The organism is Streptomyces canus 299MFChir4.1, from assembly GCF_000383615.1.
Classification (GTDB): domain Bacteria; phylum Actinomycetota; class Actinomycetes; order Streptomycetales; family Streptomycetaceae; genus Streptomyces; species Streptomyces canus_C.
Genome location: NZ_KB911601.1, coordinates 1 through 15,344, shown reverse-complemented (window position 1 = coordinate 15,344; position 15,344 = coordinate 1). Strand labels below are relative to the sequence as shown.

Annotated in this window: 12 protein-coding genes and 3 pseudogenes; 11 read left to right on the top strand and 4 right to left on the bottom strand. The window is 65.9% G+C overall.

Annotated elements, in window-relative coordinates; genetic code table 11:
• Nucleotides 1-17 precede the first annotated feature (17 nt).
• Both H293_RS53850 and H293_RS0132195 read left to right on the top strand, forming a co-directional pair.
• Entirely contained in the window at nucleotides 18-1,277 is a 1,260-nt protein-coding gene (locus H293_RS53850) for an MFS transporter (RefSeq protein ID WP_078612720.1), read from the top strand.
• Between the two features lie 115 nt (nucleotides 1,278-1,392).
• Nucleotides 1,393-2,568 (top strand): XdhC family protein, encoded by a 1,176-nt coding sequence (locus tag H293_RS0132195; protein ID WP_020121939.1) that lies wholly within the window; start codon nucleotides 1,393-1,395, stop codon nucleotides 2,566-2,568.
• Between the two features lie 131 nt (nucleotides 2,569-2,699).
• On the opposite strand, the gene H293_RS58560 is transcribed toward H293_RS0132195, so the two are convergent.
• Both H293_RS58560 and H293_RS0132185 read right to left on the bottom strand, forming a co-directional pair.
• Entirely contained in the window at nucleotides 2,700-4,724 is a 2,025-nt protein-coding gene (locus tag H293_RS58560; protein WP_158694461.1) for a hypothetical protein, read from the bottom strand.
• Nucleotides 4,725-4,773: 49 nt separating this feature from the next.
• Nucleotides 4,774-6,153, bottom strand: coding sequence for a cytochrome P450 (locus H293_RS0132185; protein ID WP_028808384.1), 1,380 nt, complete (start codon nucleotides 6,151-6,153; stop codon nucleotides 4,774-4,776).
• Nucleotides 6,154-7,695: 1,542 nt separating this feature from the next.
• Between H293_RS0132185 and H293_RS0132180 the strand changes: the two genes are divergently transcribed.
• The 6 genes and pseudogenes from H293_RS0132180 (at nucleotide 7,696) to H293_RS0132160 (ending at nucleotide 12,626) form a co-directional block, all read left to right on the top strand.
• Nucleotides 7,696-9,339: a molybdopterin-dependent oxidoreductase gene (locus H293_RS0132180; protein ID WP_078612719.1), complete on the top strand. Its 1,644-nt coding sequence runs from the start codon at nucleotides 7,696-7,698 to the stop codon at nucleotides 9,337-9,339.
• Nucleotides 9,340-9,597: 258 nt separating this feature from the next.
• Nucleotides 9,598-10,152: a COG4315 family predicted lipoprotein gene (locus H293_RS50345; protein ID WP_063746947.1), complete on the top strand. Its 555-nt coding sequence runs from the start codon at nucleotides 9,598-9,600 to the stop codon at nucleotides 10,150-10,152.
• A 643-nt stretch (nucleotides 10,153-10,795) separates the two neighbouring features.
• Nucleotides 10,796-11,110, top strand: a complete 315-nt coding sequence (locus H293_RS53845; protein ID WP_020121934.1) for a hypothetical protein — start codon at nucleotides 10,796-10,798, stop codon at nucleotides 11,108-11,110.
• Nucleotides 11,111-11,205: 95 nt separating this feature from the next.
• Nucleotides 11,206-11,724 (top strand): hypothetical protein, encoded by a 519-nt coding sequence (locus H293_RS0132165; protein ID WP_259294569.1) that lies wholly within the window; start codon nucleotides 11,206-11,208, stop codon nucleotides 11,722-11,724.
• Between the two features lie 94 nt (nucleotides 11,725-11,818).
• Nucleotides 11,819-12,169, top strand: a pseudogene (locus H293_RS55410) (transposase); the annotation flags it as partial.
• A gap of 52 nt (nucleotides 12,170-12,221) precedes the next feature.
• On the top strand, nucleotides 12,222-12,626 hold the full coding sequence (locus tag H293_RS0132160; RefSeq protein ID WP_020121932.1) for a hypothetical protein: 405 nt from the start codon (nucleotides 12,222-12,224) through the stop codon (nucleotides 12,624-12,626).
• Nucleotides 12,627-12,777: 151 nt separating this feature from the next.
• Here H293_RS0132160 and H293_RS0132155 read toward each other — a convergent pair whose 3' ends face one another.
• On the bottom strand, nucleotides 12,778-13,080 hold the full coding sequence (locus tag H293_RS0132155; protein ID WP_158694459.1) for a hypothetical protein: 303 nt from the start codon (nucleotides 13,078-13,080) through the stop codon (nucleotides 12,778-12,780).
• Between the two features lie 234 nt (nucleotides 13,081-13,314).
• Nucleotides 13,315-13,755: a MerR family transcriptional regulator gene (locus tag H293_RS50335; RefSeq protein ID WP_020121930.1), complete on the bottom strand. Its 441-nt coding sequence runs from the start codon at nucleotides 13,753-13,755 to the stop codon at nucleotides 13,315-13,317.
• Between the two features lie 61 nt (nucleotides 13,756-13,816).
• Here H293_RS50335 and H293_RS0132145 point away from each other — a divergent pair, with 61 nt between their 5' ends.
• The 3 genes and pseudogenes from H293_RS0132145 to H293_RS0132140 form a co-directional block, all read left to right on the top strand.
• A complete protein-coding gene (locus H293_RS0132145; RefSeq protein ID WP_020121929.1) occupies nucleotides 13,817-14,524 on the top strand; it encodes an SDR family oxidoreductase in 708 nt (235 codons plus the stop codon).
• A 116-nt stretch (nucleotides 14,525-14,640) separates the two neighbouring features.
• Nucleotides 14,641-15,004 (top strand): annotated as a pseudogene (locus H293_RS55405) (transposase); the annotation flags it as partial.
• 52 nt (nucleotides 15,005-15,056) lie between these two features.
• Nucleotides 15,057-15,344: pseudogene (locus H293_RS0132140) on the top strand (ISAzo13 family transposase); the annotation flags it as partial.

Sequence of the window (15,344 nt, the reverse complement as noted above, 5' to 3'; positions counted from 1 at the left end):
AGAATGGACGCAGGCTCATGCAAACCCTTGAACACGCAGTGCGCGAGAGAGAAAAAGTGACCCGCCCGCAGTTCCTTGCGTGGCTCACCGCGTTCGCGGGGTGGCTGTTCGACTACTACGAAATCGCGCTGATGACGTTCCTGATCGTGCCCATCGCAGCGGAGTTCGATCTGTCGTCGCAGCAAACCGCCCTCCTGCTCTCGCTTCAACTCCTTGGCATCGCGGTCGGTGGCGTCGTCTTCGGGTATCTGGGAGACCGGATCGGACGCCGCCGCGTACTGATGATCACCATCGTGATCTTCGGGGTGTTCACGCTGGCCCGGGCGTTCGTGCCCAACTACCCCACTCTCGTCGTCTTCGGCATACTCGCCGCGATTGGGCTGGGCGGGGAGTTCGGAGTGGGGCAGTCCCTCGTGTCGGAGGCCATGCCGGCGCGCAGCCGAGGCTGGTGGGGTGCAGCCCTCTACAGCGGCGTGGGAATCGGGCTGGCCATGGCAGCTCTGGTCGGCGGATACCTTCTGCCCATCATCGGCTGGCGCTGGGTCTTCGCCGTGTCCTGCCTGCCGATCCTCCTGGCGATCCTCGCGAGGTTCGCCGTTCCCGAGTCCGACGAGTGGGAAGCGCAGTCTCGCGGAGAACGCGTCGCGATCGACTGGAAACTGGTGCGGTCAAGGCTTTTCCTCAAGCCGTTCTTCCTCTGCCTGACGGCCTGCTCAATTGAATTCTTCGCCTTCTACGGCGTCGCGGCGCTTCTGCCCAAGTACCTCATCGAGGTTCAGGGATTCAGCTTCGGCAAGGCCGCTTGGTGGACGGTTACCGTCGGCCTGTCGATCTTCTTGGGTTCAGTCACCTGCGGTTACCTGGCCGACCGAATCGGCCGCCGTCTCACGTGGTGCATCATGGCTTCGATCGCTGCCATCGGGAGCATCCTGCTCGGGCTCGTCCTGCAGACCGACGTCCAGGGTCTGGTAAGTCTGGTGCCGATCTTCATCATGTATTTCGGCACCGGTGTCGCCGCCGCCTTCGGTCTGGTCTTCTCCGAGCAGTTCCCCACGCGGGTACGTTCGCTGGGAGTTGGCAGTTCGCTGCAGCTCGGACGAGGGCTCTCGTTCTTCCCCCCGCTCATCGCCGCAGCTGTCTATCCGGTGTACGGGTATTCGGTCCTCGTCTTCTCCGGTGCTGCCCTCTTCGCCATCCTCGCCGCGATGGGATGGGCATTCAAGGAAGGGCGCGGACGCGCCATGGCCGACATCGAATACGACTTCGCCACCAGTTGACCGAGCGGCCCGTAGCGTTTGCGGCACCGAGGGGAGCTGCCGCAAACGAACACAGGCCGCATACAACGAGGGGACCACACGGGCAGCGTGCCCTGAGCACAGGGAAGAGCGGCAAGTGCTGGACATCGCAGACGAGTTGAGCCGGTGGATCGAGCTGGGACGCGACTTCGCCGTGGCCACAGTGGTAGCAGTCAGCGGCAGTGCGCCGCGGCAGCCGGGCGCGGCCCTCGCTGTCGACGAAGAGGGCCACGCGATCGGCTCTGTCTCCGGCGGCTGTGTGGAGGGCGCGGTCTACGAACTGTGCCGCGAGGCGATCGACGACGGACTCAACCGCTGGGAGCGCTTCGGCTACAGCAACGACGACGCCTTCGCCATAGGCCTGACCTGCGGCGGCGCCATTGACATTCTGGTCACGCCGGTCCGGGCCGAGGACCGTACGTATGCCGTGCTGTCAGCCGCGCTGGCCGCCGCTACGGCGGGGCAGGCAGCGGCGCTCGCGCGCATCGTGTCGGGGCCGGCCGAACTCATGGATGGCGCGCTGCTGGTGCGCCCGGACGGCAGCCGGCTGGGTGGCTTCGGCAACCAGCCCGAACTCGACGACACCGTCGCCGGCGAGGCACTCGCATACCTCGATGCCGGCCGCACCGCCGCTCTGCAGATCTGCGAGGAGAGACTCACCAGCGGCAGCCCTGTCACCGTCCTGATCGAAACCTCGCTGCCGGCACCGCGGATGATCGTCTTTGGAGCGATCGACTACGCATCGGCGCTCGTCAAGATGGGCAAGTTCCTCGGCTATCACGTCACCGTGTGCGACGCACGTCCCGCGTTCGCAACTGCCGCCCGGTTTCCCGACGCGGATGAGATCGTCGTCGAGTGGCCGCACCGATACCTGGGGCGTACGGACGTGGACGGCCGCACAGTCGTATGTGTGCTCACCCATGACGCCAAATTCGACATCCCGCTGCTTCACCTCGCGCTGCGTCTGCCGGTCGCCTACGTCGGCGCCATGGGCTCCCGCCGCACCCACCTCGACCGTACCGAGCGCCTGCGCGAAGCGGGCGTCACCGAGGCGGAGTTGGCACGGCTGCACTCCCCGATCGGCATCGACCTCGGCGCCCGCACCCCGGAGGAGGTCGCGGTCTCCATCGCGTCGGAGATCGTAGCGAACCGGCGCGGGGGCAGCGGGGTCTCGCTGACCGGGGCGCACACGGCGATCCACCACGACGCGGTGGCACGCGGACAGGGCATGACTTCGTTCGGCTCTGGAATGGGACAGGGCGAAAACAGCTGATGCTGGGTACGACTACGACCACCTGCGCCCTCGGCCCCGCGCAAGGGGAAGTCCTGCAGCGAGTCGACGCGATTCAGCGTGCTCGGTCCGCGGCGATCACGGCCTGGGGTACCGCGATGCCGGCGCAGGACTCACCAGTCGTCCGGGGCCAGGCCACCGCTGTCGTCGGAGAGCCCGAACGCGAGGTCCACCACGCATCCACGAAGGTGCAGTGCTTCGCGGAACCAGATGGCCCCCGCCAGAATCCAGCTCAGCTCGTTGAGCAGCCCGCTCGACTCGAAACGCCGAATCAGTATCCCGACTGCCCCGGCGCAGTCACTGGCGGGAGTCCCGTTCGCGGCTTCGCCGTCGAGGTCCTCGGCGTAGACCCGCTCGCAGAGTATGTACTGCGTCAACGCGCACGCGGCGTTCTCGACGTCGTCGAGCAGGTCGTGCATCAGACCGCTCCAGCGGGGGAGGTCACCGCACGTGGGACAGAACTGTCCCTTCTCCTTCAGGCGGACGTCGTCCCGCGCGAGAGCTGCGTAGACCCGGGTGCACAACTCCTCCTCCACCGCGTCCCACTCTCGACGATTCTCCTCAAGCACCGGCCACTTCCGCGCCATCCACTCGTAGGGAACTCCCGCAGCGCGCTCGACGATGTTGTGGCGGCCGTTGATGATGTTCCAGATGACCGTGTTGGACACCGCTTCGGCCCCCGGCCTGTTGGCTCCGGACCGGGCTATGGCCAGCATGGATCTGGACAACGCCCGGTAGGCGCCCTCTGCGTCAGCACCGCCTGGTAGCGCACCCGGGCCGGCTCCCAGTATGAGTCCGTTGTTGACCACTCCCAGGGCCATGTCACTGCTGAGGTCGCTGTAACCGTTGAGTGTCTGTGAGATCGCGAGATCGTCGAGTGACCGCTCATCGGCGTCGTAGGCGGCGGCAAGATGCGGCAGACACGTATCCACCGCGAGGATCAACTTCCGTTCCCCGCAGCTCAATGCTCCATAGCGGGGTATCGCTGCGGGACCGCCGGGGCGGCGGCCCGGATACCGCTGGGTGATGTCCAGAAAGGTGTTCCAGACACCGATGAGCGCGACCATCACCGCCGTCTCGCGCAGTGGTTCGACCGAGGCCCAGCGGCGCAGGTTGTCGCGGATCGATGTGGCGGTGGCCCCACCGTCGGGTCCGGCGAGTTTGAGGTTGTCGATATGAATGTCGTCAAGGTAGCCGAACACCTCGGTCAGCGCGGTTTCGCGCCGGTTGCCGTTGACCAGCCACCTCGCCGCAGGCATCACGGTGAAGGCGGGTACGGCGTACACGCGTGACGTCATGGCGCCCTGGAAACCCCATTCCTGGACGGCTCGGGACCACAGCCCGCGCTCGGTGCGGGGTGGCCTGCCTTTGCCGGCGTTCTGTGCCCTCTGAGGAACTCCCAGAGCCCGGACCGCTTTCATCAAGGGCGAGTCCGCCACCAAGAGCCGCAGTGTGTCCCAGTCCCGCGCGGGCGGGCTTTCCGGGTAGTGCGTCTCGGCCCAGGCCCACAGACAAGGAGAGTCACCGTCGCATCCGCATGGCCGCACACGACCGCCTTCCGCTGATCGCCCCTCCTCCCCAGGGCGGGTCCACCGCGCTGAACCCGCCCAAGCCGGACAACGTTGTCCGTCAGCGCTGGAAAGCGCGGAAAGGCGGGTGGTGGGCCGCACGATGGCAGAGTCCGGCTCGTGCAGGATCGCGCCCAGCAAGGCGTATGCGGCGCGCTCCACCGAGCGGCCCAATCCGTCGCCGCTCGGGTCCTCGGATCGGGGCAGACGCAACTGCCCCGCTACCGTGGCGAGGCACCGTCGCCACTCGTCTTCGGTAGCGGCCGACAGCATGTCGGGCCATGTTGGTGGGCGGGGGCCGGGGACTTCCAGGCTTTCAGCGTCCGGCAGCAGCGCCATCCACGTTTCGGGGGAGCGTACGTCGCCGGGATAGCGAACCGAAACTCTGGGCGCCTGCTTGACCCCGGGGTCGCCCAGAGTCACCAGTGATCGCCGTCGCCCCCTGAACTCCTGCACGATCCGAACGTCATCGTCCTGCGGGGTGGTCCGTCCATCGTGCCGTATCGGGCTGGCGGTGATGGCTCGATACTCGGTGATGCTGCGCGGTTCGGCATTCGTCGAGGTGGTCAAGGCTCATCGCTCCATGGAGTGCTTCAGCGCGTCACCGAGGGCTGCTCGATCAGCCCTCGGCATGGGTCGTGCCCCCGGCCGGCTCGTCCGCTTGCCGCTGAGAACCGCGGGCCGTCACCCGCAGGCGCAGTCGGCGCGGGGTCAGGGAGGCTTTGACGGACGGTTGCAGGGGTTTGTCGGTGATGGGCGATAGCTGCCAGCGGGAGACGACGGTGGCCACCGCCAACGTCGCCTGCGTCAGCGCGAACTGGTCGCCCATGCACTTGCGCGGGCCGGCGGAGAACGGGATGTAGATCTCCTGTGCCCGCGAACGGTCACGCCAGCGGTCCGGGGTGAACTGATCCGCCTCGTCGTACAGGTCGGCCCGACGATGGACCTGGTAAGGGCTGAATGCGACGATCGTGCCCTCCGGGAGAAGGTGACCATCCAGGACGACGTCAGAGGTCGTGACCCGGGTCAGCATCCACACCGCCGGATAGAGCCGCAGAGTCTCCTTGACCGCGTTCCCAGTCGTCTCCAGTGCCGGCAGGTGAGTGAAGTCCAGAGGAGATCCGCGCCGGGTGCTCTCGACTTCCTGGTACACCCGGCGCTCGACCTCCGGGTTCTGCGACAGCAGGTGCATCGCCCAGGACAGCGTGCCCGCGGTGGTCTCGGTACCGGCAAGGAGGAAGGTGAGGACCTCGTCGACGAGTTCGGTGTCTGTCCGGCCCGTCATGCTGTCCGGGTCGGCTGCGCTGCACAGTGCGGACAACAGGTCGCCATGGTCGGATTCGTCTGCGCGGCGGGCGGCGATGAGGTCGCCAACGGTCCTGCGGAGGCGTCGGATGGCCTGGGCGTACTCGCGATTTCCTTTGCTGGGAGCCTGATTGAGCAGGGGCGGCGAGATCATTCGCCGGAAGAACCCCGTCATCAGGGTGAGGAAGTCGTCCGTGATCTGCGATGCCGTGGCGCGGGGCAACGAGTTCGTGAACAGCGTCCGCACAGTGACTTCGACCGTCAGGGCCATCATCTCGCTGGTCACGTCCAGGACCTGACCGTCGTGCCAGGAGCGCGTGACCTTGTCGGCATGTTCGGTCATGATCGCCGCGTAGCCTGCCATCCGCTTCGGATGAAACGCGGGCTGTGAGAGGCGGCGCGCTCGCCGGTGGTCACTGTGCGGGCAGGTGATGAGGCCGTTGCCGAGGGCCTCCCGGCCCCGTTCGAACAGTGGCCCGCCCTTGTCGAAGGTGCGGTCGTCGAGGAGCACTTTGCGGATCACGGCAGGATCGTTCACCACTACGACGGGCTTGGTTCCCATCTGTATGCGCACCAAAGGGCCGTAGCTGTGCAGGTTCGACACAAACTCCAGGGGATCGCGAGCCAAGGGCGCAATGTGGCCAAGTAGGGGAAGGATTCCGGACGCACGAGGAATCGTTTCTATTGCAGACATGACGGCCTCTCGTTGCGGCATATGTGTGGCCCGTGATCTCGTGAGAAATGCGGCCAGAGGTTGACCGCGTCTTCCCTCGCTGCTCTGCTCGCGGCGCGGCGAGCCGGAGTCTGCGTCAAGGGATTTTCCGCACTCGTTTCCCTGGACACGAGGACGTCATGCTGACGGTCCCCTGTCTAGCGGGGCCTCATGCAGTCCGGTGACGCGGCTCGTCGGCTTCCGACCCGTTTAGTACGTCGACACCACTTGTCATCCGTCGACCAGCAGAATCGTCAGCCGGACTCCCAGATCAAGCACGTTCGGTACGGCATCGAATCTAGACATGCCGCCCGACAGTGTCAAGACCGAACGTTCTCCCGCGCAATTTGGGAGAATGTCGTGACGGCGTAAGGGGAAAGGCCGGGGGATCTGGAAGACCTAAGGAGCTGATAAGGATCGGGCGTATGTTGGGGAGGGTCGCGAGCCTCGGCTGTTCCCGTAGGTGAGAAAGCCGTTTTCGGCCGGCCGCCCATCGAATGTCATGTTGATCGCATGATCAACATGCCGCTCTCCGTACTGCGACTCGCGATAATCGAGGCCGACAGCGGGGTCGCCGACACCTTGCGTGAGACGACTGTATTCGCCCAGCAGGTCGAGGCCATGGGTACCGGTCACTGTGGTGAGTCGAGCATCACCCTTCGCCTGGGATCGGTGCCTTCCCGCCTGTGGTGCTCATCGCCCATACCGCCGTCGACGTCATCGATCCGGGTGGGCTCCGGGGGAGTTCTGGCCCCCAATCACAGTCCGATCTTGGAGGCCGAACAGTTCACTACGCTTGCCGGACTGCGTCCTGAGCGCATCGATCTCGACCGGACCTCGCCGGCGCCGTCCGGTCGAACTACGTGGACAGGTCCGCGCATCGCGCGACTCGGCCGGCACCGCTGGACGATTGAGAGGTCGATCGCCTGGCTGTTCGGCTACCGAGGTCCCACCTTCCGATACGAGGGGAAGGGCTCCCACGTCCTCCGCCTTCCGGACACCGGTCCGGTGGAGGGTGGCGAGCCGGGTGACGGGGATCGGTCTGCAACACGTGTGCGGCGAACCGTTCTTGGCGCTGGCCGTCAGCGCACGGCCCGTCTGAGGATGCTCTCCGGGAATCTGCGCTCTCCAAGTTGAGTTGGTGATTCTGCGGAGGGCCCCGGAGGGGTTGCGTGGTGGTGCGCCCCGACCGCCGCAAGCCGTTGTGCGGTGCGGATCGGTGTTCGACGTAGGGGAGAACGTTCTTTCTTGACAGGCGTAGGTGAAACCGTGATGCTTGCCCGAGATAGAACGTTCAGTCTGAGCTCAAGCCCAGCGGCTCTCTGCACGCGCTTGTCCTCGGGGGAGGCTGACCGCGGCATCGCCTACTGAAGGGATCACCGTGATCACCGTTGACTCGCCTCCCGCTGTACCACCCGCGGCCGCCGGGCGGACTGACGTGCGTGTCACGTCGTACGACGTCGCCGTCCCCACATCAGCCGGTCCGGTCCTCCGGCGCCGGGCTACGACTTTGGCGGAGAACGCATGAGCGACCAGCAGCCCGGCGGTGCGCAGGGCGAAGCGGCAGACGGGCCCGAGCTGTATCTGCAAGGAGGGCAGGCACCGCAAGAGGTGGCCCCCACCTCGGCCAAGCGCCGGACTTCCCGGGCCGGTCGGATCGCACGTGCGGCGCTGCTCGGCCTGGTGGCCGGCGGCGCGGGGCTTGCGGTGGGCGAGCTGGTCGCGGTGGCTACGGGGGAAGCGTCTGCGCCGGTGACAGCAGCCGGGAACTGGGCGATCAGCCTTACGCCTACGTGGCTTGAGCAGTTCGCGATTCGCAACTTCGGCAGCAACGACAAGACCGTGCTGCTGATCGGCGTCTATGTGACGCTGGCGTTGGCGGCGGCCGTCGACGGCGTGCTCGCCCGCACTCGGCTGACCCTTGCCAGTATCCTCACCGTGGCGGTCGGGGTGGTCGGCGCGATCGTCGCTGTCACACGGCCGACTGCGGAAACCAGCTGGCTGTTCCCCTCCCTGCTCGCCGGGCTCGTCGCGGCCTTGATATTGCGATGGCTCACGAACTTGTCGCTCAGGCAGTCGGAGTCCTCCGCCGAGTTGACCGAGAGGCGCCGCTTCGTCCTCGGCACGGTGGGTACCGCTGCGGGTGCGCTGGTGGCCGGATATGGCGGGAAGGCATGGATAAAGAAGCGCTACAACGTTTCTGATGCGCGGGAGAAGGTCGTACTGCCGACTCCGGCGAAAACGCTGCCCCAGCCTCCGGCCGCGGTGCACCCGAACGTGAGCGGGCTCAGTCCGTTCATCACCCCGACCTCTCAGTTCTACCGCGTCGACACGGCGCTCACCCTCCCTCATGTGGACCCGAGGGACTGGAAACTGAAGATTCACGGCATGGTGGACCGCCCGTTTGAGATCAGTTTCGAAGAGCTGCTCTCCTACAGGTTCGAGGAACACGACCTGACCTTGACCTGTGTCTCGAACCCCGTGGGCGGACCGTACGTCGGCAACGCTCGCTGGCTGGGAACGCCATTGGCGCCGCTGCTGCGCCGCGCCGGCGTTCACCGCGGGGCGGACATGATCCTGTCCACCTCGTTCGACGGGATGACGATCGGCTCGCCCACCGAAGCGGTACTCGACGGCAGGCAGGCGATGTTGGCGGTCGCGATGAACGGTGAGGCGCTGCCGGTCAAGCACGGCTTCCCGTGCCGGATGCTGATTCCAGGGCTGTACGGATATGTGTCCGCCACCAAGTGGCTGACCGATCTGGAGATCACGACGTTCGCCAAGTCCGACGCGTACTGGACGCCGCGCGGCTATTCTCCGGAGGCGCCGGTCAAGACCGCGTCCCGGATCGAAGTGCCGAAGAGCGGGGCAACCGTACCCGCCGGGAACGTGGTGCTTGCCGGCACGGCTTGGGCCACTCACCGCGGCGTAGCCGCAGTGGAAGTCCAGATCGACAACGGGCCTTGGCGGGAGGCGACGCTGGCGGCGTCGGATACGCCGGACACCTGGCGGCAATGGTCCTATGCGTGGGCGGACGCGTCCAAGGGCTCACACAAGGTCAAGGTGCGTGCGACCGACGGCACGGGTGCTGTGCAGACCTCGGTCGTCCAGGACGTGGTCCCGGACGGCGCGACCGGCTATCACACCATCACCGTGAAGGTTTCCTGAGCGGTCGCTATCGGCTGGTGGCGCCACCGCCGCGTCGCGGGCCGCCGGTTGTGGCGGCTGGCTCCAGCTTTCCTCAAGTGCCGGCATTGCGCGGGAGTTTGCGAGTCAAGGGTGGTCGAGACTGCTTGCCGCGGGTTCTGCGAGATAGAATGTTCGGTCTTGACATTGGTCACAAAGGCCCACTAAGTTCACCGTTGTATCGAGCGCTACATATACGGACGACGAGTCACTCTTCGTCGCGGATGACTAAGGATGGTCATGCTCCACAGGACATCAGTACGAACGCTTGGCCTCGGCCTTTCCCTCGCCGCCCTGGCGACGTTCGCGGCAGCGTGCAGTAGCTCCGATGACTCGTCGGCCGCTGGTTCGACATCGGCTTCGGCGGCGCCCAAGTCGACGCCGGCCTCAGAGGCGCCCGACACGGCCGACTCCGGCTCGAAGTTGGTCCTGAAGACCGCGAAGGGCAAGGCAGGCATCTGGCTCACTGATACGGCTGGACGCACGCTGTATCTGAACATGAAGGACACGAAGTCGGCGTCCACCTGCTATGACGCGTGTGCCAAGAAGTGGCCTCCGCTTACGACGACCAAGCCGGTGACCGTGGTCGGCAAGTACACCGTGCCGAGCAGCCTGGGCACCATCAACCGGACGGATGGCACAAAGCAGGTCACCTACGGGGGCCACCCGCTGTACTACTACACGGGCGACACCGCTCCGCAGCAGATCAAGGGCCAGGGTGTCGATGGCAAGTGGTTCCTCATCGGACCGATCGCCAACATCATGAACGGCTCCAAGCCGCCGACTGCCGGCTGAGACGAGTGGCATGGGTCACTCGTAGGTGCCGCCATGCCACACGGAACTGCGTTGGTAATGCCGGGACTTGAGTCGCTTGAGTCGCTTCGATCGCTGACGGGGCGACTTCGCCGGAACCCAGAGAGACCGTGAGCGCCGGTGAGTCATCTGGCTTGCAGATCCTGACCTGGGTTCATCCATCAGGGTCGATGGTTCGTGCAACGGCCGCGTGCGGGCGGGCGGAGCAGCGTGGACGGCTACTGCCGGCCCGGTTGGTGGTGGACTTCGTGCTCGCTGGCCCTTTTCTCGCCGGTACCGCATCCGAACGTGATGCGGTACCTGGTCGAGGGCCTGCGGATACAGGGACTGCAGGGGAGCGGTCCATTACGGCGAAGTCGTCACTGATCCGGGCCGGCAGTGGCTTGCGCCGGAGTCGCTGCGGGAGCTGATCGTCAGACCGGGTGCAACCGGGCGACTCCTGGCGCGCACTGCGGCTGCCGGCGGCGCGCATCGCATGCTTTGACGGCGACGGCAGCCCAGGCAACGAGTTCCCCGGGTCGTCCCGCACGCTCCTACTGACCGCAGCCTGCCCCGTTTCTGCGGGCTGGAGCAACTCACCCTGGCCGACCGACAATTCCCCGGAATGCCCACTGCTTGCACGGCAGTGACGATCGGCGAACAGATCAGTCGTCTTCCCCCCTTGTTGCGCGGGCTGTTGACGCAGAGCGGATTGGCGCCGACAGGCCGGGCCGGGGTCCGCTTGGCGGCCGGGATCGGCGTCAGCGTAGGCAGGGACACCCTGCTGCGGATGATCCGAGGCCTGCCCGAGCCAGAGATCGGCGAGGTCGAGGTACTCGAGGTCGACGACTTTGCCTTCGGCAAGGTCCGCTGCCTGGCCGAACTACTTGCCAAGACAACGACAACCGCCAGCTCAGGACACGAACCGCTGCGGAGTACTGGGGCGCGTATCGGGTCGTGATCATGAGACTGCGCAGTTCGGTTGCGAGCAGGGCGTCAGCCGTTTCTCTCACCTGCGATTTTGCCCATTGGGTGTCCGGAGCGATGCTGACTCGCATGCACCGCTCGCACATGCACTGGGACAGTTCCTTCATCAACTTCAAGGACTTCGAGTTCCCAGATGACCGTGGACACGGATTCCGGTGGGTGCACATCAAGCGATTCCACCTGCCAGCTGGCACGCCAACTGACCGGGAGCTGCTGGCCGCCCTGATCGCGCACCCCGAGTTCCGCGACACCTACGACGGAGCCGGCGTCTGGCTTGAACCACGTCACGGCCAGTGGTGGTCGGACCGGATAACTCCCAGTGCATACACGGCCGTCGACGAGTCGACCGCGACCAGCATGATTCACACCTGGGCCACTGATGGCGTCCCCCTTCCCCCAGGTCTCGACATGAGGTTGTGCGAGGCGGTCTACGCACCGATCCGCCAAGCAACGAGCCTGCATGCGCTCGGCGCCCTCCCCGAAGACGCGCGCCATGACTACGGCCCGATCCACATCGAGTTTCACGAGCTCATCCTCATCGACCGCCGCATGGGCACCCTGGCCCTTCTGGTTGCCGGCGACGACTGAAACAGTTGCCTCCACCGAGATCAGATCAGCCGACCGCGTCGCATGCTGAGCGCTTCAGTCGCAGACCCCGCCGACCGAACACGTCAGCGGGACGTCACTGGCTCTGATCCCGCTCATGCGCGGCATCCCGCCGATCCGCTCCCGGTTTGGGCCGTGCCGCCGAAGGCCGGCCAAACTGCACGCAGACAAGGGCTACGACTTCGACCACTTGCGCAACTGGCTACCGCGACGACAGATAGTGCCTCGAATTGCTCGCCGCGGCGTCGAGTCGTCGGCTCGTCTGGGGCGGCATCGCTGGGTGGTTGAGCGCACGATGTCGTGGCTGAACGGCTGCCGGCGAATGCATCGTCGCTACGAGCGGAAGGCTGAACACTTCCTCGCCTTCATTGGATTGGCCAGTGCCCTCATCTGCTACCGCCGGTGTGCACAAGGCGGACATCCGTGAAGACGGCAAGGCAGATGGGCGAGGTAGCGTGACGGGAACGGGAGGAGCAGGAGTGAGCGCGGTGTGGGCGGCGACGGCACTGGAGACCGGATGGTTCTCAGGACTTGAACGGCACTCGACCGTCCAGGAACTGATGGCTTACATCAAGGCCCTCAGTACTGGCCTCGGCCAGGGTTACCTTGAGATCCGGCGGCCAGACGGTGATCTCCCCTACTTGGCTCTGGGCTTCAAAGCAGATCATGCTGTCCTCCACCTCTTCGACAACCATGGCGGGGTGTCCCTTCATGTCGGCGATGATTCCGCGGCACCGGGCGCCGAGGTCGAAGTGGTGATCATGGACGAACTGTACGCGTTCACCGCAGATGTCGCGCTGACCATCGATCATGCCTGGGACATCGTTCTCGACTTCATCCAGACAGGAGAACCTGGCGCGCTGAGCAATTGGTACGAGTTGTAGGAAGGGCTCAATCGCCAACTGAAGACATCGTCTTAGCCGGATCTGCGGCGCTGTCCTGCCCGAGCAGGATCGCCGCTGGCAGCGGTGCCTGGCCGCCTACACCGACTCCTGAGGGTCCCCTCCACTGTGTCTTGTGCCGTGTCGTGCCCCCTTAGTACGCGATCCAGGCGCTGACGGCGATGCCAACCGGGCGGCGTGCACTGATCACAACGGCGCGCAGGAGCAGGTCGGGGTCCTGGGTGGGCGGCAGCTGGATGTCGTCGCTGCGGAGATCTTCGAGACGGTCACGGTCGGCTTTGGTGACCCGCAAGCGGTGCGTTGTGGCGCCGACACGGAACCGCACCGGCACGATGGTGCCAGCAGCAGTCCGGCGCACCAGGTCGTCGAACAGGACGTCGCGCGGTTGGGTGTAGCGGGCCCGCACCAGTCGGTGCGGGTCTGGTCTGAGGAGCAAGACACCCGCTGCGTCATGCGGCAGTGGTTGAGGGCGTCACCCTCGACTACTCGTCGTCCTGCGCGGGATCCCGTGCTGGAGAGGACCGCGGACGGGGGCCTCGACAGGCGGAGAAGGGGAGACGACGCCGCAGTCGCGCTGAGATATTGCGACGAACTCCGAGCAGGCGCCTGGACAAGGTCACCGAGCCGTGGAGGCGCGTGGAGTGCACGCACGGTGGTGCAGCGGCCGCCGTCAGTGTCTGGTCAGTCTCGCTCCGGAGAGGCGTCGGCGCGACCGCGTGACCGGCGTCGTGGGCGGGGTCTCATTCGGCTCACAGGTCGCTGGGGAGTCCTCGTATAAGGCGGCGAGGCGAATCAGATCCTCCAGCCGATCGTGAGCCTTGGTGAGGTCGTCGATCTGGGCTTTGAGCCGGTCGCGCTCGGCCTCGAGCTGGCGAGCCATGCGAGGGGACGCGACGAGGGTGTCCAGGAACGGCAGGACCTGCAGGATCGCACTGCTCGACAGCCCCGCCGCGTAGAGCATCTGAATGAACTTCACCCGCTCGACTGCGGACTGAGGGTACTGCCGGTGACCGCCGGGACCGCGGTCTGCGATCAAAAGCCCTTGCTCCTCGTAGTACCGCAGCGCGCGGACGCTGACACCGGCGAGCTTGGCCACGTCCCCGATGCGCATTCCGCCTCCTTGAAAAGCCGACTTGATTCTCACGTCGACGTCAGGTTCTAGCGTAAGCGACATGAACATCATCGGAGCCACTGCGCTCGTCACTGGAGCCAACCGTGGCATTGGACGCCACCTCGCCGCCCAACTTGTCGAGCGCGGAGCCAAGGTCTACGCGACTGCTCGTCGTCCCGAGTCGATCGACCTGGAGGGCGTCCAGATCCTCTCCCTCGACGTCACCGACCCGGAAGCCGTCCTGCATGCCGCCCACGTCGCCAGCGACGTGAACCTGTTGATCAACAACGCGGGGATCACAGGTGGTCCCTTACTCGGGGACCTGAATGACGTCCGCGCGGTGCTGGACGTCAACTTCTGGGGGACGCTGACCATGTCCCGCGCGTTCGCGCCGGTCCTGGCGGCCAATGGGGGAGGCACGATCGTGAACATCGCCTCCTCGGCATCCTGGTTCGTGTTTCCAGGCACCGGCGCCTACGCGGCGTCGAAGGCCGCTGTGTGGAACATGGGCAACGCGCTCCGCCAAGAACTCGCCGGCCAGGGGACACAGGTCACCTCGGTACACCTTGGCGCTGCCGACACCGACATGATGGACCGCTTCGACGTACCCAAGATGAAGCCGGCCGATGTCGCGCGGATCGCCCTCGACGGCATCGAGTCCGGCGTGTTCGAGGTGATCGTCGACGACTTCACTGCGATGGTCAAGGCATCGCTGGCTGACGACCCGCGGGAGTTCGACGAGCGATTCCAACGGTTTCTGAATGCCTGATGCCGCGCCGCTCGGGTGACCTTTGTGTCAGGGAGCGGGTGGTGCCGAACCGACGTAGTACTCCAGCAGCGGTTCGTGTCTGAGCTGGCGGTTGTCGTTGGCTTGGCATGGAGGGGATGACTGAAGTCGGTTACTGGGTTGCGGAGTTGGAGTCGGTATTCGAGCGGGTGGCCGTCCGGTTCGGTCGGGTGGATCTGCGGTGGCGGATGCGGGACTATGTCCGCGGTCTGCTGGGCCAGGCGGCAAGGAAGAACGGCCGGCAGCTTGCGGAATGGGCAGGCATCGCACCCCGGACGGTTTTCAGCGGTTGTTGAACAGCAGCGTCTGGGATGCGATGCCCTGCGTGACGATGTCCGTGCTTACGTCGGTGAGCGTCTCGGCCCGAGCGGCTTGCTGATCATCGACGACACCGGGTTCGTCAAGAAAGGCACCAAGTCGGCCGGGGTGGGCCGGTGTCGGCAGTACACCGGCACCTCGGGGGCTTGTATTTCAATTAGTGCTCGTTCGGGTGGAGTTGGTGGGACGGTGGACCATGACAGTGCGTCCGCCCGTCTCCGCCTTACGGGCCAAGTTCGATCGGATCCTGCCGCATCTCGACGAGCGCCGCCGTCGTCTCTACCTGGCGAGCGAGGCCGTGGCCATCGGCCATGGCGGGATCACTCTGGTTGCTGCCGCTTCCGGGGCCAGTTCCGCGACCGTCGCGCGTGGCGTCACCGAGCTGGCCGGGGACCCGGTACCGACGCGGCGGGCCCGGGCTGCAGGAGCTGGCCGCAAGCCGTTGACGGTCACCGACCCCGGCCTGCTGGCGGCTCTGGAGGCG